This is a genomic window from Amycolatopsis sp. TNS106, from assembly GCF_019330265.1.
Classification (GTDB): Bacteria; Actinomycetota; Actinomycetes; order Mycobacteriales; family Pseudonocardiaceae; genus Amycolatopsis; species Amycolatopsis lurida.
Genome location: NZ_CP024972.1, coordinates 600,881 through 625,157, shown reverse-complemented (window position 1 = coordinate 625,157; position 24,277 = coordinate 600,881). Strand labels below are relative to the sequence as shown.

The window sequence follows — 24,277 nt, the reverse complement described above, 5'->3', positions numbered from 1 at the left end:
ACCCGACGACTGGGAGAGATCACGATGACCGGACTGGATCGACGCACCTTCCTCGGCGCCGTCGGAGCGGCTGGACTCACCACCGTTCTCGGTTCCCATCTCGCGAACGCCTCCGAACAGACCTGCGGACCGAAGGGAACCGGGGCCATCTACGTCAGCAGCTACACCAGTTCCGGGCACGGACTCGATGTCGCTCACCGGGACGCGGCGACCAACGCGCTCGTCGTCGACCGCACGATCCCGGGAGTCAGCAACGCTTCCTGGTTCGACATCAGCGCCGACCGCAAAACGCTCTACGTGACCAACGAGGACGAGAACGGCCAGATCTCCTCGTTCAGCCTTGCCGATCCGGCGAAACCCAAGCTGCTCAACAAGAAATCGGCCAAGGGCCAGCACCCGACCCATCTGAGCGTCCACTCGAGCCAGAAGTACGTGCTGGCCGCGAACTACAGCAGCGGCAGCGTCGTCGTCCTCCCGATCCTCGCGGGCGGGAAACTCGGCGACGTCGTCGATCTGGCCCAGCACAAGGGTGCCGAACGCCAGGCACACGCGCACCAGGTCGTCAACGACCCCACCGGCAAGTGGGTGCTCGCGGTCGACCTCGGCGCGGATTCGGTCTACGTCTACAAACTCGACGCCGCCACCGGGAAACTGAAGCTGAACCAGCAGTTGAAGCTCCCGTCCGGCGCCGGTCCCCGGCATCTGGCGTTCCACCCGAACGGCAAGTACGCGTACATCCTCGGCGAGCTGCGTGCCGAGGTGACCGTCGCGGCGTGGAACCCGGCCACCGGGAAACTCACCGCCGGACAGGTCGTCCCGGCCGTTCCCGCGGGCACACCCGGCGCGCAGTACCCGGGTGAGATCACCACGTCCAAGGACGGGAAGTTCGTCTACGCCTCCGTGCGCGGTTCCGACACGATCGCGTCGTTCGGCGCCGGCGAGGACGGGAAGTCCTTGAAGCTGCTGAACAACGCGCCCGTCGGCGGTGTCTACCCGCGGCACTTCACGCTCGACCCGACCGAGCGCTGGTTCTACGTCTCGAGCGACAAGTCCGGCACGCTCAGCTGGCTGCCGCGCGATCCCGGTACCGGTCTTCCGGGAGCCGTCGCCGGGAAACTGGCGCTCCCCCAGGTCAATTCCGTCTTTTTCGCCTAAGGAGAAAATCCCATGAGAACTCGCGTCCTCATCGCGGGCCTCGCGGCCGTCGGCCTCGTGGCCGGCTGCGCGCCGGCCCAGAACACCCCTGCCGCGAGCGGCGGTGACGAGAAGACCGGCACGATCCGCGTCTGGCTGTTCGACGAGGCCAACCGCGCGCCCAAGGAGGCGGCGGTCAAGGAGGCGATCGCCGAGTTCAAGGCGGCGCATTCGGGCGTCGAGGTCGACGTCCAGTGGGTCCCGGTGGAGGGCCGCGCGGACAAGTTCTCCGGCGCCTTCAACGATCCGGCGAGCGCGCCGGACGTCGCCGAGTTCGGCAACACCGACGTGTCCAGCTACGCCGCCACCGGCGCGCTGGCCGACCTGAGCGGCGATCTCTCGTCGTGGAAGGAAGGGGCCGACATCCTGCCCGCGGTACTGGAGACCGCGAAGTCCGGCGGCAAGACCTACGGGCTGCCGTGGTTCACCGGCATCCGCGCGTTGTACTACCGGACGGACCTCTTCGCCGAACTCGGCCTGAAGCCGCCGACGACACTGGCGGAACTGACCGAGACCGCGAAGACCATCCGCGCCAAGAAGCCCGAGCTCTACGGCATCTCGGTCGGCGGCAAGTACACCTACGCGATGCTGCCGTTCCTGTGGGCACACGGTGGCGAGATCGCCAAGCAGGACGGCGACAAGTGGAAGTCCACTGTGGACTCCGAGCAGGCCAAGGCCGGGGTCGCGGCGTACGCGAACCTGCTGAAGGCGGACATCTGCCCGCCCGAGCAGTGCGCCAACCTCACCGGGACGCAGAGCATCACGGCGTTCGCCGGTGGCAAGGCCGGGATGTCCATCGGTGGTGACTTCAACCGCAAGGCCGTCGAAGCGGGCCAGGTGAAGGGCAAGTACGCGATCATCCCGATCCCCGGCACCGAGGCGGGCAAGATCGCCCCGGCGTTCGCGGGCGGCAACCTGCTCGGCGTGTTCAACGCGACCAAGCGCAAGAGCCTCGCGGTCGAGTTCACGCAGCTGCTCGGTGGTGCGAAGTACCAGGAGAAGATGTACGTCGCCATGGGCAACCTGCCGACTCTCGGCAGCGTCCAGCAGAAGGTCGCCGCGAGCGACCCGTCGGTCAAGCCGTTCGTCGACACGCTCACCGCGGGCACGAAGTTCGTCCCCGCCACCGCGGCGTGGTCGAAGATCGACGCGCAGAACGTCCTGCCCACCGCGATCCAGCAGATCGCGACCGGCGGCAAGGACCCCGCGACGGCGCTGACCGCCGCGGCCGCCGAGATGAACAAGGCGTTCGGCTAAGTGGTCACGAAAGAAATCCCCCGCACCACGGCTCCGGCCGTCCCGGCACGGCGGTCACCCCGCCGTCGCCGGGACGGGCGGGCGGCCCTGCTCTACCTGGCGCCCGGTGGCATCCTGCTGCTGGCGATGCTGGTGTACCCGATCTACCAGCTCGTCCTGATCTCGTTCTACGACTACGGCCAGCCGCAGGCGGTCGGCAACGCCCCGCTGGTGTTCCTCGGCTTCGGCAACTACGTCGAACTGCTGGAGAACCTCCAGTTCTGGGAGGTGCTGGCCAAGACCCTCGGCTTCACCGCGGTCTGTGTCGTCGGCAGCCTCGCGCTCGGGACAGGGCTCGCCGTGCTGGCGACCCGGGTCCGCTCGTGGGCGCGCGTCCCGCTGTTCCTGGCGGCGCTCGCCGCGTGGGCGACGCCGGCGATGGCGGGCTCGTACGTCTGGCTGTTCCTGTTCGACGCGGACTTCGGCTTGGTGAACGAGGTGCTCTCGGGTATCGGGTTCACCGGGATGGCCAACCACTCCTGGACGTTCGACACCTACAGCACGTTCGGGCTGGTGGCGGCCGAGGTCATCTGGTGCTCGTTCCCGTTCGTCATGGTGACGATGTACGCGGGGCTCAAAGGGGTGCCGGAGGAGGTCGTCGAGGCCGCGTACCTCGACGGCGCGTCGACCTGGCGCACCACGTGGTCGATCACGCTGCCGATGGTGCGGCCGCTGCTGACCATCGCCACGATCCAGTCGATCATCTGGGACTTCAAGATCTTCACGCAGATCTACGTGATGACCAACGGCGGCGGTGTGGCCGGGCGCAACCTCGTGCTCAACGTCTTCGCCTATCAACAGGCCTTCGCCGGACAGGAATACGGTCTCGGCGCGGCGCTCGGAGTCGTGATGACCTTGCTGCTGCTGTCCATCACCGGGCTGTACGTCCGGTCGCAACGCCGGAGCGCGGGATGGGTGTGACGACGGCGCCGAAGAACCGCCGGGTGAAGCGCCCTGGCAGGCTGATCGCCGAGATCATCTGCGTGGTGATCGCGGGGATGGTCGCTTTCCCGGTGTACTGGATGGTGCTCTCGGCTTTCAAACCCACCGGGCAGATCCAGGCGGAGAACCCCCGGCCGTGGACGCTCACGCCGACGCTCGAGCACTTCGAACGGGTGCTGAGCGGCGAAGGCTTCGCGCTGTTCTTCCTGAACAGTGTGATCGTGGCCGTCGTCGTGGTGGCGTTGTCCCTGCTGCTGTCGTTCCTTTCGGCGGTGGCGCTGACCCGGTTCAACTTCAAGGGCCGGACCGTGCTGCTGGTGATGGTGCTGGTGGCGCAGATGGTGCCGGTCGAGGCGCTGACCATCCCGCTGTTCTTCCTGATGCGGTCGGTCGGCGACGTCGCACCGGCGTTCGGCACCAACCACCTCGGCTCGCTGATCCTGGTGCACCTGGCGTTCAGCCTGCCGTTCGCGATCTGGATGCTGCGCGGCTTCGTCGCCGCGGTGCCACAGGAACTGGAAGAAGCGTCGAAGATCGACGGGGCGAGCCGGATGCGGTTCACCTGGCAGATCCTCTTCCCGCTGGTGGCCCCCGGGCTGGTGGCGATCAGCGTGCTGGCGTTCATCCACGCCTGGAACGACTTCCTGTTCGCGAAGACGTTCATCATCTCCAACACCGAGAACCAGACGCTCCCGCTGGCGATCCTGGTGTTCTTCAAACCGGAGGACACCGACTGGGGCGCAGTGATGGCGGGTTCGACGTTGATGACCATCCCGGTGCTGGTGTTCTTCATTCTGGTGCAACGACGACTCGTGTCCGTCATGGGCGGCGCGGTGAAGGGCTGACATGCCTGGCTTCGAAACTCTGCTCCCCCGTCCCGTCTCGGTGGAACCCCTGCCGGGACAATGCCCAGTACCGTCCGAAGTGGACGTGCGCAGCGACGCGCTGTTGCCGGCCGAGGGCTATCGGCTGGAGATCGATCCATCCGGCGTGACACTGCACGCGGCCGACGCCGCAGGCGAGTTCTACGGCCGCCAGACGCTCCGCCAGCTGATCGGCCCGGACGCCTTCCGGACCGCATCGATCCACAGTGGACAGAGGACGATCCCGTGCGGCGTCGTCACGGACCACCCGCGGTTCGGCTGGCGCGGCTGTTTACTGGACGTGGCGAGGAACTTCCGGACCAAGGCCGAGGTGCTGCGGTTCATCGACCTGATCGCCGCGCACAAGCTCAACGTGCTCAACCTGCACCTCACCGACGACCAGGGCTGGCGGATCGAGATCCCCGAGTTCCCCAGGCTGACCGAGGTCGGCGGCTGGCGGAAGTCGTCCATGGTCGGGCGGCACGACGGCCCGGAACGGGACGGGCGGCCGCACGGCGGGTTCTACTCGGCCGACGATCTCCGCGAGATCGTCGCGTACGCCGCCGCGCGTTCGGTGACGGTGGTCCCGGAGGTCGACATCCCCGGGCACGCGCGGGCCGCGATCGCCGCGTACCCCGAACTCGGACCGGAGACCGCCGAACCGTGGGAGGTCTGGACGAGCTGGGGCATCAGCACGTCACTGCTGAACACCGAGAAGTCCACAGTGGACTTCTTTAAGCGCGTCTTCGACCACGTGCTGGACATCTTCCCGTCCGAGGTCATCGCGCTCGGCGGTGACGAGGTGCCCGGCGCGACCGAGGAGCACGGCCGGTTCGTCCGCGAGATCGCGCAACACCTGGTCGATCGCGGGCGTCGTCCGCTCGGCTGGGACGAAGTACTCGAAGCGGGCGACCTGCCGCCGATGGTCATCGGCTCGTGGCAGAGCGAAGCCGCCGGCGCCCGCGCGGCGACCGCCGGGCACGACGTCGTCATGTGCCCCGAGGAGCACGTGTACCTGGATCACCGGCAGTCCGACCACCCCGACGAACCGATCCCCGTCGGCTACCTGAGCACGCTGGAGAGCTTCTACGGCTACGAGCCGGTGCCCGCCGATTTCCCCGAGGGGAAGTCGATTCTCGGCGCGCAGGCGCAGGTGTGGTCGGAGCATCTCGACACCGTGCGGCGGGTGGACTACGTCGCTTTCCCGCGCCTGTGCGCCTTCGCGGAGGTGGCGTGGAGCGATCCGGTCGGGCGGGACTACGCGGAGTTCCTGCCGCGTTTGCGTGACCACCACCTGCCCCGGCTGGACGCGCTGGGTGTCGAGTACCGGCCGCTCGACGGGCCGCATCCCTGGCAGACGCGGCCAGGAGTTCCGGGGCGGCCGCGGCAACGGTAAGCACGTGTCGTGAGTGGTGATTGCCGCTCACGACCGGTGTTCTTGCCCGCCGGAGTACGTGAAGGCCCCCTTCACCGCGCTAGGCGCAATGAAGGAGGCCTTCACGTACCGTCCTTGCACCACGCGCGGGGAATCAGGCCATCATGGGGTGATGAGTGATCAGTCCGCACGGTGGGTCGACGCCACCCAGCTTCCTGAAGAACTCGTAGCGCTCATCGACACCCTCCGCCCTGGTGAGAACGTGCTCATCACCAGGAACGGCGAGACCATCGGGACGATTTCCGCCGCTGTCCGCGAAGAACCGGTCCCTTCGCCGGACTCCGACGACATCACGGTGGTGGCCACCGCCATGAAGCTGTCGGCGTCGGCGCGGGACTCGTTGTCCGAGCGGCTCGGCCCCGGCTACCTCGTCCTGGACCTGCGCTCGGCTCCCCCGACCGTCGACGTTCTGCTGGTCCCGCCGGGCAGCCCGCAGTTGATCGGCAACTTCCGCGCGTTGTACCCGAAGGCGCGGATCGTGATCACGGAGATCGAAGACGCCGAGCTCGGCGTCAAGTACGACGGCCCGGTGCGCCGTCTTCTCGACGCCGGGGCAGAGGCCTATCTCCCGTCGAGCACGATCCCGCGGCTGGCGGAGCAACTGGACCGGACCATGACCCGGCTGAACCAGCTCACCGGTGACTCGTCGGTCCCCTTGACCATCGAAGCGCCGGGAGGCCGCGCGCTCGAGTGATCAGCGAGAGTCGAAGTCGCCGATGTTCAACCAGCTCACGCGATCGTCCCAGCTGTCCCAGAAGACCTGCTTCCCGGCGGTCCGGTAGCGATGCCGGTATCCCATCAGCTCGCCGCAATCGACGCTCTCCTCGACGAGATCGGGCGTTCCGAACAGGTCGAGGAACTCGTCACGAGACCGCAGATACCCGAAGTGCGCGAGAAGACCACGCTCGCCACCGTAGAAGGCGAACCCGGAGACCGTTCCGCCGACGATCCGGTAGCTGAACCTGCCGGAAAAGTGCACGATTCCCTCGGTTTCGACGGCGTTCTCGACCACCTCTTCACGAGAGAGGGGCTCACCGTCCGCGCCGTAGTACTCCGTGGTCCGGCCGCTTCCGCCGATCGAGCGGTGGACGATCGACGAGAGCGTGACCTCGATGACGCTGTCGCGCGCGACGGTGTCGGCGGCTTTCGACCCGTAGCGGGCGCCGGCGAGGCTCAATTCGCGCGGATCGACATCCGGCCGGGTGAGGACGTCGAGGTCGTCGAGTATCTCGATCACTCGATGAAGCGTAGGGCAGGCGGCCAGGCGACCTCGACGAACCGCGGCCGATAGATCCGCGCGTCCGCGATGTTGTCGGCGTGATCCAGGCTGTTCACGTTGTACGACACCGTGAGCTTGCCGGGACGGCTCAGCTGAGGATGGGCGGTCGCGTCGTAGACGATGCGCCGGTCACTGGCTTCGGGTGCCCGGTGGAGAACGACAGGATCCCGGAACGGGCCTGTCGGCGAAGCGGCGGTGTAGGCGAGCATCACCGGGCTGAAACCGGGGCTCGTGTCCAGGGTGATCAGCACGTATTCGCCGCCGACTCGGGTCACGGAGAACGCAGTCCCGACCCCGGCGAGCATCCGGGCGGAGTCCTCTTCGTGGGACGACCACCCGGCGCCGGTCCAGAACTGCCAAGGCCCGCGAAGGCCCCCGACAGGCACCCTGGCGAGCCGGAGATGTCCTTGTTCGGCACCGTAGATGTAAATGTGGCCACCGTCTTCGAGCAGCTCCGATCCCCACGCGACCTTGTCGCCCACCGGGATCACCAGCAGCTCCGACGGCGTCAGCCCGGGCAACCGGAAGGTGGCCAGCGAGGTCCCGGTGTTCCGGAAGTCGAGGCCGCCGGGTCCCGTCGTCCGGTACCGGTTGTAGAGCACCCACAGGACGTCGCCATGGACGACTCCGTCGCCGACCCAGTAGTGCTCGCCGGAACCCGCGAGCCCGATCAGCGCCTCCGGCTCGTCCGCGGTGCCGCCGTGCAGCGTCTCCCCCAGCGTGCCGTCCGGCCGTTGGACGACCAGGGTGTTGCGGGCGATCGGGCTGTCCGAGGGGCGGCTGTGATCCGGGTTCACCGTGCCGAGGAACGTGTCCGAGAACAGCCACGCGGTCCGGCCGTCCGGCAGCGGGACCGACACCGTGCGATCCCCGCCGGTCCAACGGCCGCCTTGATCGCCGTAGGCGTTCCAGAGCTCGTTCAGCCCGGCGACGGGAGCGACCGGCGGCGGCGCGGAGGCGATCCCGCTGCTCGCCACCACGGCGCTGAACAGCAGCGCGGCGGCCACGAGAATCCTCGACGCCCGGCGCATCGGATCATGCTAAAGCCACCGAGGTCTTTGTACGACCCTTGTGCGCCAGGTGATTACCGTCCGCCGAATGTCCTGGAAACTGCTTTCCGTGACCGTGCTCGCAGCCCTCGCGTGCACCGGATTCACGACGGCCGAAGCCGCCTCGAAGACTTACTACGTCGACCAGGTCGCCGGTAGCGACACCGCGAGCGGCACTTCGCAGCAGACCCCGTGGAAATCCCTGGCGAAGGTCTCCGCCACCACGTTCGCCGCGGGCGACACCGTCCTGTTGCGTCGCGGCGGTGCCTGGTCCGGTGGCCTCACCGTCAAAGGCTCGGGCGTGACGATCGGCGCCTACGGCACCGGAGCGCGGCCGATCGTCAAGGGCAACACCGAGGCGTGTGTCGATCTCCCGGGGAACGACAGCGTGGTGAAGGACCTGCAGATCGGCGTCGCGGCCGACGCGGGACGCTGTTCGTGGGCCGGGGTGAAGGTGTCCGGCGATCGCAACAAGGTGCTGTCGAACCTGATCACCGGCGCCGGCGCGGGCGTCTACATCGCGCCGTCGGCCGACGGCACCGAGGTCACGCAGAACGACCTGGTCGACAACAACCACATGACCGTCGTGACACCGGGTGGCAACGACGACTCCGGCGCCTTCGCCGTACTGGTCCAGGGCAACGACTCCGACATCGGCTGGAACCGGATCAGCGGCTCGATCGCGAAGGCCGACGACTTCGGCGGTCTCGACGGTGCCGCGGTCGAGATCTTCTACGGCTCCCGCAACGTCATCCACCACAACATCTCCGAGGACAACGAGACCTTCACCGAACTCGGCACGGACGCGAAGGACCCCGACGGCGTCTCGACCGGCAACATCTTCGAATACAACGCGATCTACGGCGCCAAGACGCGCGGCGGGATCATCACGCGCGGCGCGGAGGACGGCAACGGGCCCGTACTCGGCACCGTGTTCCGCAACAACTCGCTCCGGCTCCCGAACGCCGAGGCGGAGGGCTTCGTCTGCTACGGCGGCTGCACGAACCAAATGCTGACGATGACGCAGAACGTCGTCCAGGCGGCGTACAAGGTCGGCTACGCGGACGCGACCTTCACCGCGACCGACCACAACGTGTACTTCGGCGGGCTCCGGCAGTTCACTCCCGGCGCGACGGACAAGGTCGCGGACCCGAAGTTCACCTCGGCCACGAACCTGATCCTTCAGGCGGGAAGCCCGGCGATCGACCTCGGTACCACGAAGTACGACGACCGTGACGTCGACGGCAATCCCGTGTACACGGGCCTGGCGGTCGACGCGGGCGCCTACGAATTCTCGTGAGTGGTCAGGACGGTTCCAACCAAGAGCGTCTCAGGTACCTACTGGCTTCCGGAGGTGGTGTCGCGAAAGCCACTTTCGGGACACCAGACGTCTCGAAAGTGGCTTTCGCGACATGCTCACCAGGGCCGCGGCCGGGCCGGGCCGGGCACCCACTGGCATCGAATGGGTCAAGTCTCGTGAGTGGTAAGGACGGTCAGAACCGTCCTTACCACTCACGAGGAGACCCGAAGCGTCAGTTGTAGATGCGCTGCATGACGCCTGCCGCGACGAGCCCGTTGGCCCACAGCGAGTTCACCCGCGAGACCTCCTGAGCGTTCGGCTTCGCGTTGGTGCAGGACGGGCCGGGGCCGCCGCCGGACATCAGTTCGGAGCACGGACCCTGGTAGTTGTCCGGCAGGCCGAGCGCGTGACCGGTCTCGTGCGCGGCGATCCGCGTCTGGTCGTACTCCCGCGCCTGCGTGTAGTCGATGAAGATGGTGCCGCGGCCATGGCCGTCGGTCTCGGCGTACGAACCCGAGGGGTCGTTGCCCTCGGTGTAGCGCAGGGTGGCGCCCGACGAGCTCTCCTGCAGCTTCACGTTGGACACCGAGTTGTTCCAGTTGGCCACGCCAGCCTGGATGGCGGCGCGGAAGCTGGGTGCTCCCGAGGCGTCGTAGTAGACCGTGGTCGCCGCCACGGTCTGCTGAGCAGGCTGGACCGCCGCCGTGGCCTGGCCCGCGGTGACCGGGACGGCCAGCAGCGCCAAACTCACGGACGCGGAGACGAAGAACTTCCTTGCCATGGACCCACTCCTTGTGAGGACAACGGAATGGTTCGTGAATTTAGGAGCCCCGGCCGAGACTCGGCACCAACTTTCGTCGCTTCTGGCAGCTGGTGATTTACCAACACTTTCGCCCTATTGACATGCACGTGTTCGCATACGACTATGTCGGGCTCAAGGCCGGAGCACCAGCTTTCCCGACGTCGCCCGCGCCTCGAGTTCTGCGAGCGCCTTCGGCCCGTCCGCAAGGTCGTACACCGTCGGCGTCCCCGGCACGCAGACGCTGGCCGCGATCAGGGCACGCAGTTCGTCCATCAGCTCCGCGAAGATCGCGGGCGCGTGCTCGATCAGCACGCCGAGATGCAGTCCGATCACGTGGATCTGATGCCGGAAGTTCAAGTCCCGGTTGGTGATCGCGACCTCTCCCCCGGCGACGCCGTAGACCACGACGCGTCCGGTGACCCGCTTGGCCGCGGCCAGACCGGCGGAGAAAGCGGCCCCGCCCACCGATTCGAGCACGAGGTCCACCTCCCCCGTCTCTTCGCCGTATCCGATCACGCGGTCGGCGCCCAGCGCCCGGACCGAGTCGTGCTTGTCCGGCGAAGCGGCGCCGATGACGGTCGCCCCGTAGTGCTTGGCCAGCCGGACCGCGGCCTGGCCGACCCCGCCCGCCGCCGCCTGCACCAGCACGGTCTCACCGGCGGCGAGTCCGCCCAGCGGTTTGAGCGCGGCGAGCGCCGTGACCCAGTTCAGGATCAGCCCGATCGCCTGGTCGTCCGACCAGCCCTCGGGCACCGGTACGGCGCCGGCCGCGGACATGACCATGTACTCGGCGAAGGCGCCGCCGCCGGTCCCGACGACGTGGTCGCCGACCGCGGGCGTGGTCACCCCTTCCCCCAGCGCCACGACCTCGCCTGCCGCCTCGAACCCGGCGACGTACGGGGCTTCCGGCCCGCCCTCGTACGTGCCCCGCGTCTGCATGACGTCGGCGAAGTTGACCCCGGCGGCGGTGACCTTCAGCAGGATTTCACCTGGTCCCGGCACCGGAACGGGTCTGTCGGTGATCAAGTGGAGATCCTCGGGACCGTCCGAGGAGTTCTGTCGCAGCGCGCGCATCGAAGTCATGTCCGCACGCTAAAACCCTCACATTTGCGTGAGGGTCAAGTCGCGCAAGTACGCGTCGAGGGCATCGCGATTGCGGGTCATGAGCGCGATCCGCCGATCGAGCACTTCCCGCTGCCGTGCGACCTCACCGATCATGTACTCGCAGGGCTCCTTCGGACGGACTTCCCCCGGCCCGTCGAGGTACGGGAGGACTTCGCGGATCAGCCTGACCGGCAGGCCCGCGTCGAGCATCCCGCGGATCTGCAGGACCGCCTCGACCGAGCCTTCGCAGAAATCGCGGTAGCCGTTGCCTTCCCGGCCTGGGGTGAGCAAGCCCTCTTCCTCGTAATAGCGCAGCGAACGGACGCTGACCCCGGTCTTCCGCGCGAGTTCGCCGATCTTCACGATGCCCAAGGTAGCCGCCGAGCGGGCGTATAGGTCGTTATACGATTTTCGGTTTGTACCAGACCTCGGGGCGGCCGACCTGGCCGTAGCGGGGCTCGCGCTGGGCGAGGCCGTTGTCGGCGAGGTATTCGAGGTAGCGGCGCGCGGTGACGCGGGAGGCGCCGATCGCGGTCGCGGCCGCCCCGGCGGAGAGGCCGTCCGCGGCGGAGGCGAGGACTTCGGTGATCGCCTCCAGGGTCTGCGAGCTCATCCCCTTCGGCAGGACTTGCCGCTCGGTGGTGCGCAGGGTGCCGAGCGCGCGGTCGATCTCGGCCTGTCCGGTGACCTCGCCCGAAGCGCCGTGGAACTCGGCGTAGCGCTCGAGTTTCTCCCGCAGCGAGGCGAAAGTGAACGGTTTCAGCAGGTACTGCACCACGCCGACCGACACGGCGGCCTTCACCAGCGCCAGATCCCGCGCCGAGGTCACCGCGATGACGTCGATCGGGAGACCGGCCGCGCGCAGCGACCGGCAGACCGCGAGACCGTGCGTGTCCGGAAGATAGAAGTCCAAGAGCACCAGGTCGACCGGTTCGCGTTCGCAGAACCGCAGGGCGTCGCCGCCGGAGTGGACGACACCGGACACGGTGAAGCCGGGCATCCGCTCGACGTACACCCGATGCGCGTCGGCGGCCACCGGTTCGTCCTCGACGACCAGCACCTTGATCATCGCGCGGACTCCTTCGGCGGCAGGCGGACGGTGAACACCGCGCCCTCGGCACGGCCGACGTCGATCGTCCCACTGTGCCGCCGCACCGCCTGACCCACCAGTGCCAAGCCGAGCCCGTGCCCGTCCTCGGGTTTGGTGGACCAGCCGCGCCGGAACACGTCCTCGACGTCGTCCACGCCGGGGCCGGTGTCGGCGACCCGCAGCAGCAGGCCCCCGGCGCCGGACCGCACGGTGACCTCGACGCCGGGCCGCCCGCCGTCGCCGGCGTTCCCGGCCGCCGCGTCGATGCCGTTGTCGATCAGGTTGCCGAGGATGGTCACCAGGTCGCGTGGCGGGACGCCGGTGTCCGCGTCCTCCATGACGGTGTCCGGCGTGATCGTGAACTCGACACCGCGCTCGCTCGCCTCCGCCGCCTTGCCCAGCAGCAACGCCGCGAGCACCGGTTCGGCGACCGCGCCGACCACGCGGTCGGTGAGCTCCTGCGCCAGCGCGAGTTCTTCGGTCGCGAACTCGACGGCCTGTTCGGGGCGGCCGATTTCGACGAGTGAAACCACGGTGTGGAGCCGGTTCGCCGCCTCGTGCGCCTGCGACCTCAGCGCCTCGGCCAGGCCGCGCACGGTCGTCAGTTCCCCGGTCAGCGCCTGAAGTTCCGTGTGGTCGCGCAGGATCACCACGGTGCCCATCGCCTTTCCGCGCGAGCGCACCGGCGACGTGCTGACGACGAGCACCCTGGCTTCGGTGAGATGGAGTTCGTCGGTGCGCTCCTCCCCCGAGGTGAACGCTGCGACGAGGTCTTCCGGAATGTCCAATGCGGACAGTTCGCGGCCCACCGGATCGTCGGCGACCTCCAGCAGCGCGCGGGCTCCGTCGTTGCACAGCACCACCCGCCCGTCGCCGCCGACGAGCAGCAGCCCCTCGCGCACGGAATGAAGGACGGCTTCGTGGTACTCGAACAGGTTGCTCAGTTCTTCGGGCGCGATCCCCCTGGTCTGCCGCCGGAGCCGGGCGCTGACCAGATAACTGCCGATCCCGCCGACCACCAGCACCGCCACCGCGACCCCGATCAACGGCCACAGGCGTTCCCGCAGTTCGGCGTCGATCGCTTCCACGGTGATGCCGACCGACACCAGCGCGACGACCTGTCCGGCGGCACCGTGCACCGGGACCACGACGCGTTCGGACGGCCCGAGCGAGCCGGCGTAGGTCTCGAGCACCCTGCCGCCGCGCTGCGCCTCGCCGATGTTGCCGATGAACGGCTGCCCGATCAGCTCCGGATTCGGATGCGTGTAGCGGATCCCGTTCTTGTCCATGATGGTCACGAAATCCACTTCCGTGTCCGCGCGGACACGCTGCGCGAACGGCTGCAGCGTGGCAGTGGGCTCCGATGTGGACAGTGCGGCCAGCACCCCCGGCGCGTCCGCCACCGCTTCCGCGACCGCGATCACCTTGTCCTCGGCCCGGTCCTCGGTGGCCCGGACGGAATCGAGATAGGCGAAGGCCACCCCGGCCGCGACGAGGGCGAAAAGCACCACGAGCTGGAGAATCAGCAGCTGGCGGGCGAGGCTGCCGCGCCTGGTCCGGATCCACGTCGTCGAGGGCACCCGCCCATACCAGCACACCGGCGCCGGGGGCGCTCCACACGCCTGAACGGAATTCCCTAAATGACACTCGCGCGAACTCAATGAACACAACCGTGACCCAGCTCACCTGGCCGGGTGATAGTGACCGGCAATCCCACGGACACCCCCTGAGCTGGAGGCAAAGGTGCCTACAACGCCGGAAGCGGCGCCACGACGTCGCGACAAGATGCACTACCTGTACCTGGCCGTGATCGCGGCGGTGGTCCTCGGCGTCATCGTCGGGTTCGCCGCGCCGGGGCTGGCCAAGGAACTCAAGCCGCTCGGCACGGGTTTCGTCAACCTGATCAAGATGATGATCTCCCCCATCATCTTCTGCACCATCGTCCTCGGTATCGGGTCGGTGGCGAAGGCCGCGAAGGTCGGCAAGGTCGGGCTGTTGTCGCTCGGCTACTTCCTGATGATGTCGACGTTCGCGCTCGCGATCGGCCTCGTCGTCGGCAACCTCCTGCACCCGGGTGAGGGCCTGCACCTCGACCCCGCCGCCGCCGCGAAGGCGCACAAGCAGGCCGAAGGCGGCGAAGGCACCATCGACTTCCTGATGGGCATCATCCCCACCAGCTTCGGTTCCGCGTTCACCGAAGGCCAGGTGCTGCAGACGCTGCTGGTCGCGCTGCTCGCCGGATTCGCCGTGCAGAAGCTGGGCACCAAGGGCGAGCCGATCCGCCGCGGCATCGAGCACATCCAGCGGCTGGTGTTCCGGATCCTCGCCATGATCATGTGGGCCGCCCCGGTCGGCGCGTTCGGCGCGATCGCCGCGGTGGTCGGCGAAACCGGCTGGGGCGCGCTGCGCAGCCTCGCCGTCATCATGATCGGCTTCTACCTGACCTGCCTGGTGTTCGTGTTCGGCGTGCTCGGCTCGGTGCTGTGGCTCGGCGCGCGGATCAACATCTTCACCCTGCTGCGCTACCTGGGCCGCGAGTTCCTGCTGATCCTTTCGACCTCGTCGTCCGAATCGGCCCTGCCCCGCCTGATCGCGAAGATGGAACACCTCGGGGTCTCCAAACCGGTCGTCGGCATCACGGTGCCCACCGGCTACTCGTTCAACCTCGACGGCACGGCCATCTACCTGACGATGGCGACACTGTTCATCGCCAGCGCGCAGGACCAGCCGCTGGGCGTCGGCGAACAGATCTCCTTGCTGCTGTTCATGATCATCGCGTCGAAGGGCGCGGCGGGCGTCAGCGGCGCCGGCATCGCGACGCTCGCGGGCGGTCTCCAGTCGCACCGGCCGGAACTGGTCGACGGCGTCGGCTTCATCCTCGGCATCGACCGCTTCATGTCCGAAGCCCGCGCGCTGACCAACTTCGCGGGCAACGCCGTCGCGACCGTCCTGGTCGGCACGTGGACCAAGGAGTTCGACCGCGAACGCGCCAACCAGGTCTTCAGCGGGCAGGCACCGTTCGACGAAGCCACCCTGATCGACGATCACGCTTCGGATCCCCACGAGGACAGTGACGGAGACAGGGAGAAAGCCGTGGCGCGCGTGTAGCGCACGGCAAGAACGAAACCGCGGTGCGAGGGTCCCCCGTCCTCGCACCGCGGTTTCTTCTTTCCGGCAAACTGAGCGGCATGCCGGACGTCATCGACCGCTACGTGATCGCGCGGTATTCGAAGCTGCTGCACGGCAACTTCGCCGGGATGATGAGCGACCCCGAACGCGAGACGTTCCTGCGCGACCTCGTCGAGGACGCACGGAGCATCACCGACGACGAACTCGAAGAGCTGCTCGCGGCGGACTGGCGGCCGCGGATCACCGCGGCGTGGCTCATCGGCGTCGACCGCCGCACCGCGTGGCGAGGCCGCATCCGGGAACTGTTCCTGGAAAGCGGCCTGGTCTTCGCCGGGCAGGGTTACTGCTTCGCGCTGGCCCGGTTCGGCACGATCGCCGACGCCGAGATCCTCGTGTCCTATCTGGACCATTACCTCGCGCGGCCGGATCTGCGCTACGACCAGGAATGGGCGCTCGCGGCCCTGCACCACATCGACGCCGACCTCACGACCGCGTACACGTCGCGCTATCTGCGGCCGGACGGGCTGTGGGAAAGCTGGTCCGCGAAGAACGGCACGGACCTGCCGTTCCACAAGATGTACTTCGACCTGCTGTGCTCGCAGGTCCAGCGCGCCGTGCACACGGCGGACGTCAGGCGCTGACCTTCTCGTCGTAGTCGACGCGGGACGCGGCGATCGAGTCGCGGTGGCGCTCGGCCCAGCTCAGCAAGCCGCTCAGCGACGCATAGAGTTCTTTCGCCATCGGCGTGGCCTCGTACTCCACCTTCGGCGGCACCGTCGGGTACACGGTGCGCACGAGCAGGCCGTCACGTTCGAGGTTCCGCAACGTCAGCGTGAGCATCCGCCTGCTGATCCCCTCCACCGAGCGTTCCAGTTCGGTGAACCGCACCGGACCGCGCGTGGCCTCCAGCAGGATGCCGATCGCCCATTTGCCGCTGATCCGGTTGATCACCTCGAGCACGGTGCACACCTCGAGTTTTTCCGGATCGACCACCCTGGCCTGCGCGGTCACATCGGTGTTCCCCTGGGACATGAAAGTGCCTCCTTCCGGCGAGGAACAGAGTCACACAAGATGGGCGCTGTTACAAGTGATGCACCAAGGCATCACCTGGGGAAATCTCGAAGGACCACCATGCGCGCTCTCACCCTCGCCGTCCTCTGCGCCGTCTCGCTGATGGTCGTCCTCGACGGCTCGATCGTCGCCGTCGCGCTGCCCGCGATCCAGAACGACCTCGGCTTCACGCCGTCCACCCTCGCCTGGGTGGTCAACGCCTACCTGATCGCGTTCGCCGGGCTGCTCCTGTTGTCCGGCAGACTGGGCGATCTGATCGGACGGAAACGGGTCTTCCTCGCCGGGCTCGGGCTGTTCACCCTCGCTTCGCTGCTCTGCGGAATCGCCCAGGACCAGGCACAGCTCATCGGGTTCCGCTTCCTTCAAGGCGCGGGCGGCGCGCTGGCGTCGGCCGTCGTTCTCGGCATGATCACCACGCTCTACCCGGAACCGCGGGCACGGGCGAAGGCCATCGGCGTCTACAGCTTCACCCAGGCCGCCGGATCGTCGATCGGGCTCATCGCGGGCGGAACGCTCACCCAGCTGCTCGACTGGCACTGGACGTTCTTCGTCAACCTGCCGATCGGCGCGATCGCGCTGGTGCTGGCCGTCCGGCTGCTCACCGACGACCGGGGCCCCGGCCTGTGCGGCGGCACCGACGTCGCCGGCGCCGGGCTGGTCACCGGCGGGCTGATGCTGCTGGTCTACACGATCGTCAAGGCCGAGGAGTACACCTGGGCGGACGCCCGCACGCTCGGGCTGCTCGCGGTGTCGCTGCTTCTTCTCGCCGGATTCGTGCTCCGGCAGGCGAAGGCCCGTCAACCGCTGCTGCCGCTGCGGATCTTCCGCCTCCGCGTGGTGTCCGGGGCGAACACGGTGATGGTCCTGATGGTCGCCGGGCTGTTCGGCTTCCAGTTCATCACCGCGCTCTACCTGCAGCGTGTGCTCCTCCTCGACGCGCTGAGCACCGGGTTCGCGTTCCTGCCCGCCCCGCTCTCGATCGCGGTGATGTCGCTGGTCTTCGCCGAACGGCTGAACCACCGCTTCGGGGCGCGAACGGTACTCGTCACCGGGCTTTCCCTGGTCGCGGTAGCGCTCGGCTTCCTCGCCACCGTCGAGGCGGACGGTGACTACGCGACGGACGTTCTGCCCGCGCTCGTCTTGATGGGCATCGGGTTCGGCGCGGCGATGCCGGCGTTGATGGGGCAGGCGATGTCCGGCGTCGCCCCCGCCGACACCGGGGTCGCTTCGGGGCTGATCAACACCACGCAGCAGATCGGCGCGGCCATCGGGACCGCCGTGCTCGCGACCGCCGCCGCGTCCCGCACCGGTTCGCTTCTCGCCGAGGGCACCGCGGTTCCCGAAGCGCTCACCAGCGGCTACCGGACGGCGTACGCGTTGAGCGCCGGACTGCTCGCTCTCGCCGTCTTCTCCGCCACGGTGTTCCTTCGCACGCGGAAAGTTCAGGAAGCGATAGTCGCGTAGGCCCACTCGGAGACCTCGCCGCCGAGGCGAACCTCGGCGGCGCCTCCGGGTTTCCAGACCCCGCTGCCACCGAACGCGGCCATCCCGCCGGTCTTGCCGGAATACTGGGAAAGCACGACCCACATCCCATATCCGGCCGCGACGCCGACCTGGTCGAGCAGCCGCTGTTCCTGGCCCTCGCTGAAGAGCGCGCTGAGGACGTAGACCTCGGCGCCCGCCTCGGCGAGCTCCCGCGCATGGTCCGGATTCGCCGCGTCGAGGCAGATCGCGAGGCCGAGACGCCTGCCACCGACCTCGACGATCACCTGCCGCGTGCCCGGCTCGAACAGCTCTTCCTCGCTGTTGTGCAGGTTCCGTTTCGCATAGGTGGCAACGTTTTCCCCGTCGAGACCCAGGACAAGCGAGCCGATGAGCCGTCGTCCGTCCTCCACGAGCGGCAGTCCGACGACGGCATGGACACCACTGGCCCGGCACGCCTCGCGGAGCGGTTCGAGACGGGGGTCGTCCGGGGACAGCCACAGTCCGGGATCGGCGGCCAGCGCCTCGAATTCCAAGCCGGTCAGGGAAAGTTCGGGGAAGACGCAGAGATCGGCGTCCGCGATCCGGAGGAGCCTCGCGTGTTCGGCGATGTTCGCGGAAAGATCCGCGGGGACGGTGAACGGTTGCACGGTGGCGACACGCATGGCGGGAGCCTAACCTGTGGCCGCCGTCAGATACCCGCGTAATCCGTTTTGCCCTCGTCGCATCATGAGCGCGTGGTTGATCCGGAACACCGGCCGCGCGATCCGATCGAGCTTCCGCAGCAACGGTTTCCGCGCCTCGACCTCCTGTGTGATCTCCAGCCTGGTGCCGGTCCCCACCGCTACCAGCGCGCCGGCCAGCGTCCCTTCGAGATCGCCGCTGAGCAGGACCCGCACCCGGCCTTCGCGCTCGTCCTGCCGGTCCCGGTGCATCCGTACGGTCAGCGCGTACGGCAGCCTGGACCGGCAGACGAGTTCGGCGGTGTCCTCGTCGACCTGGCTGACCGCTCGGACGTCGCGCCACCACAGCGGATACGCGGCCAGGTCGACGACGGCGTCGAAAACCGCCTTGGGCGAGGCCGGAAGCAGCCACGTGTCGCGGAAGCGGTACCAACCGCCTCCGCGACCCGCGAGCGCATCCGTCATACCCGCGCCGACACCAGGTTCCGGCCGTCCATGGTCACGATGTCGACCGAGGCCACGTCGCCCGGGGCGACCAACGCGGAACCGTCGACACCGGTCCCCTCGCGCTGTCCCTTCTCCGAAACGAGCCAGCTGCCCGCGTTGACCCGCTCTCCGCTTTTGGTCACCACGACGAGCGAGCACTTCTCGCCCTCGCGGACGCCTGTCGCCTTGGCGTGCAGGCGGACCCATCCCGCGGCCGGAACCACCCGTACCGCCACTTGCACTCCCGTGTCCCGGTTGGTGGCCGCGAGATCCCGGGTGCCGGGCACCGGGGCCGCCACCGTCGGCACCGGCAGCGCCACCGTCGACGGTTCGGGCGATGTCTGCCGTCCGACCAGCACGCCCGCGCCCAGCGCCACGACGACCAGTACGGCGGCACCGGCCACGGCGAGGAGCCGCCGCGGCTTGCGCTCCTGGGTGCCTTCTTCTTCGCGAACCTGGCGCAGCGTGCGCTGCAGCAGCAGCTCTCCGCCGTCGGGAGGTCCTTCGAGGAACGCCTCCGGCGGTACCTCGTCAAGGTGATACCGCAGTTCCGACAGCTCGCGTACCTCGCGACGGCAGGTGGGGCAGTTCGCCAGATGCGTCTCGAACGTGGCCGCTTCCGCCGGGGTGAGCCCACCGAGGACGTAGGCCGCGAGCTGGCCCTGGTCATGTCCGACCGCGCTCATCGCGCCACCTCCTTCCCGGGTCCCGCCATCACGGCTCTGAGCGCCCGTAACGCGTAATAAGATCTCGACTTAACGGTACCCGGAGCCACGCCCAGGGATCTCGCCGCTTCGGCCACCGTCCGGCCCCGGTAGTAGATCTCCACCAGCACCTCACGATGTTCCGTGGAGAGGCCGTCCATCGCCCCGAGCACGGCCATCGAGTCCACGACGCTCTGCGCGTGATCCCGCTCGACCGCCGGCGTGGGCACGCCTTCCTCCGGCTCCGCCACTTCCGGTGGCCGCGCCGCCCTGGCCCGCGCCCGGTCGGTGATGATGTTGCGGGCCACCGTGAGCAGCCAGCCCCGCACCGATCCCTTCGCGTCGTTCTCCAGGTCTTCGGCGTGCTTCCAGGCCCGGACCAGGGTCTCCTGCACGACGTCCTCCGCGGCCGCGCGGTCCCCGGTCAGCCTCGTCGCGTACGCCAGCAGGCTTCGCCCGTGTTCGGCGTACAAGTGCCGGACCAAGTCCTCGCCTTTGGCCTTTTTGGGCCGCCAGCCTCCGATCGCCACTCGCGTCCTCCCGACGGTCTTCTGGGTCGGCGAGGACAGTACTGCAACCCGCAGGGGCAGAGTGGATCGTTCGGCGCGCGCCGCGATCGAACTGTGCATCGGCACCGGCCTCTCCTCGGTTCTCCATGGCCGCCTCCTCTTGCCTCCCACACGGACGGCACGGGGCTTCGGTTCAATCGGGGTCTTGTCGATCACCGGGCGCGCTCGTATGCTGACGCCTCCGGATTCCGCCGCCGCCTGATTCCCGGGAGGGTCTCGGCGTGCCAAGGAAACTCGCGGCCGTTCTGCTGGCGGTCGCTTTCGTGTCGGGATGCGGCGAGGAACCCGGTTTCACCGCGACGCTGACGGATCCGGTGAACGTCGACCTGAGCTGGCCCGACGACGATCCGGCCGCCGCGGGGCGGATCGTCGAGTACACCACCGATCCGCACGGCGACTACACGATCCTGCGGTTCGTGCCGCCGAGGCAGACGAGCTACCGGCATCCGGACCTGATGCCGGAAACGCGGTTCTACTATCGGATCCGGCCGTTCTACGGCGCCGTTTCGGACGCCGTCACGGTTTCCGGGCCTGCCACTCCGGCCGCGGCCGGTCCCGCCGTGTCCCTGCGGACGGGCGATCGCACGGCCGCCCCGGCGTCGTTCCGGGCCGAGCCCGCGCCGGAGGAGATGGTGCGGTTCAGCTGGACGGATCGCTCGACCGACGAAGACGGTTTCCTTGTGGAGATCAAGAAACCCGGCACCGCCGAGTTCGTGCCGATCGAGGTCTCCGATCCGGGGACCACGTCGGCCGGGCTCGCCACGATGCCGGGCGAAGAAGGCGCCTCGTACCGGCTGCGCGCCTTCTACTACGGGCCCGCTTCGCCGGTGCTGGACCTCGTGAGTGGTAAGGACGGTTAGAACCGTCTTTACCACTCACGAGCCGCTATGCGAGAACGGTCTTCAAGAACTGCCCGGTGTAACTCTCCTCCACCGAAGCGACGTGCTCCGGCGTGCCCTCCGCGATCACGGTGCCACCGCCGGAACCACCCTCGGGTCCCATGTCGATGATCCAGTCCGAGGTCTTGATGACGTCGAGGTTGTGCTCGATGACGATCACCGTGTTGCCCTTGTCCACCAGTCCGTTGATCACGCCGATCAGCTTGCTGATGTCCTCGAAGTGCAGGCCCGTGGTCGGCTCGTCGAGGATGTAGACCGTCTTGCCGGTGGACCGCTTCTGCAGTTCGCTGGCGAGCTTGACGCGCTGCGCCTCACCGCCCGACAGGGTCGGCGCGGGCTGCCCGAGCCGGACGTAGCCGAGGCCGACGTCCACGAGGGTCGCCAGGTGCCGGTGGATCGCCTTGATCGGCTCGAAGAACTCGGCCGCCTCCTCGATCGGCATGTTCAGCACGTCGGAGACGGTCTTGCCCTTGTAGTGCACCTCGAGGGTCTCGCGGTTGTACCGGTCGCCCTTGCAGACCTCGCACGGGACGTAGACGTCCGGCAGGAAGTTCATCTCGATCTTGATCGTCCCGTCACCGGCGCAGGCCTCGCACCGGCCGCCCTTGACGTTGAACGAGAACCGGCCCTGCTGGTAGCCCCGCACCTTCGCCTCGGTGGTCGCGGCGAACAGCTTGCGCACGTGATCCCAGACGCCGGTGTACGTCGCCGGGTTGGACCGCGGCGTGCGACCGATCGGCGACTGGTCGACGCGGACCAGCTTGTCCACGTTCGCCAGTCCGTTCACGCGGGTGTGACGGCCGGGGACCTGGCGAGCACCGTTGAGCTTGTTCGCCAGCACGGTCGCGAGGATGTCGTTGACCAGCGTGGACTTCCCGGAACCCGAGACACCGGTGACCGACACGAGGCAGCCGAGCGGGAACGACACGTCGAGCCCGCGCAGGTTGTGCTCGCGCGCGCCGACGACGGTCAGCTGCCGCTTCTTGTCGATCGGGCGCCGGATCGCCGGAACCTCGATCTTGGTGCGCCCCGACAGGTACGCGCCGGTGATCGACTCCTTGTTCCGCAGGATCTTCTTGTACGGTCCACTGTGGACAATGTGGCCACCGTGCTCACCGGCGCCGGGGCCGATGTCGACCACCCAGTCGCTGGAGCGGATGGTGTCCTCGTCGTGCTCGACGACGATCAGCGTGTTGCCGAGATCCCGCAGGCGGACCAGCGTTTCGATCAAGCGGTGGTTGTCGCGCTGGTGCAGCCCGATCGACGGCTCGTCCAGCACGTACAGCACGCCGACCAGACCGGAACCGATCTGCGTGGCGAGCCGGATGCGCTGCGCCTCGCCACCGGACAGGGTGCCGGAGGCGCGGTCGAGCGAGAGGTAGTTGAGGCCGACGTCGAGCAGGAAGCGCAGCCGCGCCTGGATCTCCTTGAGCACGGCGCCGGCGATCACCTGCTCGCGTTTGCCGAGCTCCAGTTCGTCGAGGAACTGCGACGCCTCCGCGATCGACAGGGCGCAGACCTCGGCGATCGACCGGTCACCCTGGGTCTTGTGCTCCAGGGTGACGGCGAGGATCTCCGGCTTGAGCCGCGTGCCCTGGCAGGCCGGGCACGGCACCTCGCGCATGTAGCCCTCGTACCGCTCGCGCATGTACTCGGACTCGGTCTGTTCCTGGCGCCGCTCGAGGAACGGGATGACGCCCTCGAAGCTCGCGTAGTACGACCGCTGACGGCCGTATCGGTTCTTGTAGCGGACGTGGACCTGCTCGTCGACGCCGTGCAGGACGGCCTTCTGCACCTTCGCCGGCAGCTTGCGCCACGGCGTGTCCATCCGGAAGCCGATGGTCTCGGAGAGCGACTCGAGCAGGCGGATGAAGTAGTCCGCGCTCTGGCCGCCCGCCCACGGCGCGATGGCCCCTTCGCCGAGGGACATCTCGTCGTCCGGGACCACGAGCTCCGGGTCGACCTCCTTGCGGACGCCGATACCGGTGCAGTCCGGGCAGGCGCCGTAGGGAGCGTTGAAGGAGAACGACCGCGGCTCGAGGTCTTCGATCGCGAGCGGGTGGCCGTTCGGGCAGGCCAGGTTCTCGGAGAACCCGCGCACGCGGTGCGGGTCGTTCTCCGGGAGGTCGACGAACTCCAGCTCGATCAGGCCGTCGGCCAGCCGGAGCGCCGTCTCGACGGAGTCGGTGAGCCGCTGCCGCGAGCTGGTCTTCACCGAAAGCCTGTCGATGATGACGGCGATCTGGTGCTTTTCCTGCTTCTTCAGCTTCGGCGGGTCGGTGAGCGGGTGGACCGTCCCGTCGACCACGACGCGCGCGTAGCCCTGCTGCTGCAGGTTCTCGAAGAGGTCGAGGTACTCGCCCTTGCGGCCGCGCACGACCGGCGCGAGCACCTGGAAGCGGGTGCCCTCCTCCATCGCGAGCACCTGGTCGACGATCTGCTGCGGGGTCTGCTTGCTGATCGCCTCGCCGCACTGCGGGCAGTGCGCCTTTCCGGCACGGGCGTAGAGCAGGCGCAGGTAGTCGTAGACCTCGGTGATGGTGCCGACGGTCGAACGCGGGTTGCGCGAGGTGGACTTCTGGTCGATCGACACCGCGGGCGAAAGGCCCTCGATGAAGTCGACGTCCGGCTTGTCCATCTGACCGAGGAACTGGCGCGCGTACGCCGACAGCGACTCGACGTAGCGGCGCTGCCCTTCGGCGAAGATGGTGTCGAAGGCGAGGCTCGACTTCCCGGACCCGGACAGACCGGTGAACACGATCAGGCTGTCGCGGGGCAGGTCGAGATCCACACCGCGGAGGTTGTGCTCGCGGGCGCCGCGAACAACGAGGCGATCAGCCACGCCAGGGTCCCTTCAGGTTTCATTCTCAGCTGCGGTCGCCGTCCCGGTCGATAGCTGC

The 24,277-nt window shown here is 68.2% G+C and carries 24 protein-coding genes; 11 read left to right on the top strand and 13 right to left on the bottom strand.

Features of this window, described 5'->3' with window-relative positions; all coding sequences use genetic code 11:
• Positions 1–24 precede the first annotated feature (24 nt).
• The 6 genes from CVV72_RS03050 (at position 25) to CVV72_RS03025 (ending at position 6,424) form a co-directional block, all read left to right on the top strand.
• Positions 25–1,155 (top strand): lactonase family protein, encoded by a 1,131-nt coding sequence (locus CVV72_RS03050; protein WP_219150939.1) that lies wholly within the window; start codon positions 25–27, stop codon positions 1,153–1,155.
• Positions 1,156–1,167: 12 nt separating this feature from the next.
• Entirely contained in the window at positions 1,168–2,451 is a 1,284-nt protein-coding gene (locus tag CVV72_RS03045) for an extracellular solute-binding protein (RefSeq protein ID WP_219150938.1), read from the top strand.
• A complete protein-coding gene (locus CVV72_RS03040) occupies positions 2,452–3,411 on the top strand; it encodes a carbohydrate ABC transporter permease (RefSeq protein WP_219150937.1) in 960 nt (319 codons plus the stop codon).
• Positions 3,402–4,277 (top strand): carbohydrate ABC transporter permease, encoded by an 876-nt coding sequence (locus tag CVV72_RS03035; protein WP_219150936.1) that lies wholly within the window; start codon positions 3,402–3,404, stop codon positions 4,275–4,277. The genes CVV72_RS03040 and CVV72_RS03035 overlap by 10 nt, the downstream gene beginning before the upstream one ends.
• Before the next feature lies 1 nt (position 4,278).
• A complete protein-coding gene (locus CVV72_RS03030; RefSeq protein WP_219150935.1) occupies positions 4,279–5,691 on the top strand; it encodes a beta-N-acetylhexosaminidase in 1,413 nt (470 codons plus the stop codon).
• 151 nt (positions 5,692–5,842) lie between these two features.
• Positions 5,843–6,424: a hypothetical protein gene (locus CVV72_RS03025; protein ID WP_219150934.1), complete on the top strand. Its 582-nt coding sequence runs from the start codon at positions 5,843–5,845 to the stop codon at positions 6,422–6,424.
• Here CVV72_RS03025 and CVV72_RS03020 read toward each other — a convergent pair whose 3' ends face one another.
• On the bottom strand, positions 6,425–6,967 hold the full coding sequence (locus CVV72_RS03020; protein ID WP_219150933.1) for a hypothetical protein: 543 nt from the start codon (positions 6,965–6,967) through the stop codon (positions 6,425–6,427). It abuts the gene before it with no gap.
• Positions 6,964–8,040 (bottom strand): DUF5005 domain-containing protein, encoded by a 1,077-nt coding sequence (locus tag CVV72_RS03015; protein ID WP_219150932.1) that lies wholly within the window; start codon positions 8,038–8,040, stop codon positions 6,964–6,966. Before CVV72_RS03015 ends, CVV72_RS03020 begins: the two co-directional genes overlap by 4 nt.
• A gap of 67 nt (positions 8,041–8,107) precedes the next feature.
• On the opposite strand from CVV72_RS03015, the gene CVV72_RS03010 reads away from it, so the two are divergent.
• On the top strand, positions 8,108–9,358 hold the full coding sequence (locus CVV72_RS03010; protein ID WP_219150931.1) for a choice-of-anchor Q domain-containing protein: 1,251 nt from the start codon (positions 8,108–8,110) through the stop codon (positions 9,356–9,358).
• A 232-nt stretch (positions 9,359–9,590) separates the two neighbouring features.
• Here the strand turns inward: CVV72_RS03010 and CVV72_RS03005 are convergent, their stop codons facing one another.
• The 5 genes from CVV72_RS03005 to CVV72_RS02985 all read right to left on the bottom strand — a co-directional run bounded on the left by CVV72_RS03005 (position 9,591) and on the right by CVV72_RS02985 (position 13,934).
• Positions 9,591–10,139: a snapalysin family zinc-dependent metalloprotease gene (locus CVV72_RS03005; protein WP_219150930.1), complete on the bottom strand. Its 549-nt coding sequence runs from the start codon at positions 10,137–10,139 to the stop codon at positions 9,591–9,593.
• 153 nt (positions 10,140–10,292) lie between these two features.
• Positions 10,293–11,243 (bottom strand): zinc-binding dehydrogenase, encoded by a 951-nt coding sequence (locus CVV72_RS03000; RefSeq protein WP_219150929.1) that lies wholly within the window; start codon positions 11,241–11,243, stop codon positions 10,293–10,295.
• Positions 11,244–11,261: 18 nt separating this feature from the next.
• A complete protein-coding gene (locus CVV72_RS02995; protein ID WP_219150928.1) occupies positions 11,262–11,627 on the bottom strand; it encodes a MerR family transcriptional regulator in 366 nt (121 codons plus the stop codon).
• A 37-nt stretch (positions 11,628–11,664) separates the two neighbouring features.
• Entirely contained in the window at positions 11,665–12,333 is a 669-nt protein-coding gene (locus CVV72_RS02990) for a response regulator (RefSeq protein WP_219150927.1), read from the bottom strand.
• A complete protein-coding gene (locus CVV72_RS02985) occupies positions 12,330–13,934 on the bottom strand; it encodes a sensor histidine kinase (RefSeq protein WP_219150926.1) in 1,605 nt (534 codons plus the stop codon). Before CVV72_RS02985 ends, CVV72_RS02990 begins: the two co-directional genes overlap by 4 nt.
• A 205-nt stretch (positions 13,935–14,139) precedes the next feature.
• On the opposite strand from CVV72_RS02985, the gene CVV72_RS02980 reads away from it, so the two are divergent.
• The gene (locus CVV72_RS02980) at positions 14,140–15,462 is read left to right on the top strand and encodes a cation:dicarboxylate symporter family transporter (RefSeq protein ID WP_219153791.1); all 1,323 of its coding nucleotides are present in this window, start codon (positions 14,140–14,142) and stop codon (positions 15,460–15,462) included.
• Positions 15,463–15,542: 80 nt separating this feature from the next.
• Positions 15,543–16,124 (top strand): DUF6000 family protein, encoded by a 582-nt coding sequence (locus CVV72_RS02975; protein WP_219150925.1) that lies wholly within the window; start codon positions 15,543–15,545, stop codon positions 16,122–16,124.
• On the opposite strand, the gene CVV72_RS02970 is transcribed toward CVV72_RS02975, so the two are convergent.
• Positions 16,114–16,515: a helix-turn-helix domain-containing protein gene (locus CVV72_RS02970; RefSeq protein ID WP_219150924.1), complete on the bottom strand. Its 402-nt coding sequence runs from the start codon at positions 16,513–16,515 to the stop codon at positions 16,114–16,116. The genes CVV72_RS02975 and CVV72_RS02970 overlap by 11 nt on opposite strands.
• Before the next feature lie 99 nt (positions 16,516–16,614).
• Between CVV72_RS02970 and CVV72_RS02965 the strand changes: the two genes are divergently transcribed.
• Entirely contained in the window at positions 16,615–18,018 is a 1,404-nt protein-coding gene (locus CVV72_RS02965; protein WP_219150923.1) for an MFS transporter, read from the top strand.
• On the opposite strand, the gene CVV72_RS02960 is transcribed toward CVV72_RS02965, so the two are convergent.
• The 4 genes from CVV72_RS02960 to CVV72_RS02945 are packed head-to-tail and all read right to left on the bottom strand — an operon-like array spanning position 17,997 to position 20,439.
• Positions 17,997–18,701 carry a carbon-nitrogen hydrolase family protein gene (locus CVV72_RS02960; RefSeq protein WP_255632485.1) on the bottom strand — a complete coding sequence of 235 codons (705 nt, stop codon included), beginning with the start codon at positions 18,699–18,701 and terminating at the stop codon, positions 17,997–17,999. The genes CVV72_RS02965 and CVV72_RS02960 overlap by 22 nt on opposite strands.
• Before the next feature lie 9 nt (positions 18,702–18,710).
• Positions 18,711–19,184, bottom strand: coding sequence for an SRPBCC family protein (locus CVV72_RS02955; protein WP_219150922.1), 474 nt, complete (start codon positions 19,182–19,184; stop codon positions 18,711–18,713).
• Positions 19,181–19,891 carry an anti-sigma factor gene (locus CVV72_RS02950; protein ID WP_219150921.1) on the bottom strand — a complete coding sequence of 237 codons (711 nt, stop codon included), beginning with the start codon at positions 19,889–19,891 and terminating at the stop codon, positions 19,181–19,183. The genes CVV72_RS02955 and CVV72_RS02950 overlap by 4 nt, the downstream gene beginning before the upstream one ends.
• Complete coding sequence (locus CVV72_RS02945; RefSeq protein WP_199745745.1) at positions 19,888–20,439, bottom strand: sigma-70 family RNA polymerase sigma factor; 552 nt, start codon at positions 20,437–20,439, stop codon at positions 19,888–19,890. Before CVV72_RS02945 ends, CVV72_RS02950 begins: the two co-directional genes overlap by 4 nt.
• A 260-nt stretch (positions 20,440–20,699) precedes the next feature.
• Between CVV72_RS02945 and CVV72_RS02940 the strand changes: the two genes are divergently transcribed.
• Positions 20,700–21,338 (top strand): fibronectin type III domain-containing protein, encoded by a 639-nt coding sequence (locus CVV72_RS02940; RefSeq protein WP_219150920.1) that lies wholly within the window; start codon positions 20,700–20,702, stop codon positions 21,336–21,338.
• 25 nt (positions 21,339–21,363) lie between these two features.
• Here the strand turns inward: CVV72_RS02940 and uvrA are convergent, their stop codons facing one another.
• Entirely contained in the window at positions 21,364–24,219 is a 2,856-nt protein-coding gene (gene uvrA, locus CVV72_RS02935; RefSeq protein ID WP_219150919.1) for an excinuclease ABC subunit UvrA, read from the bottom strand.
• Positions 24,220–24,277: the final 58 nt, after the last annotated feature.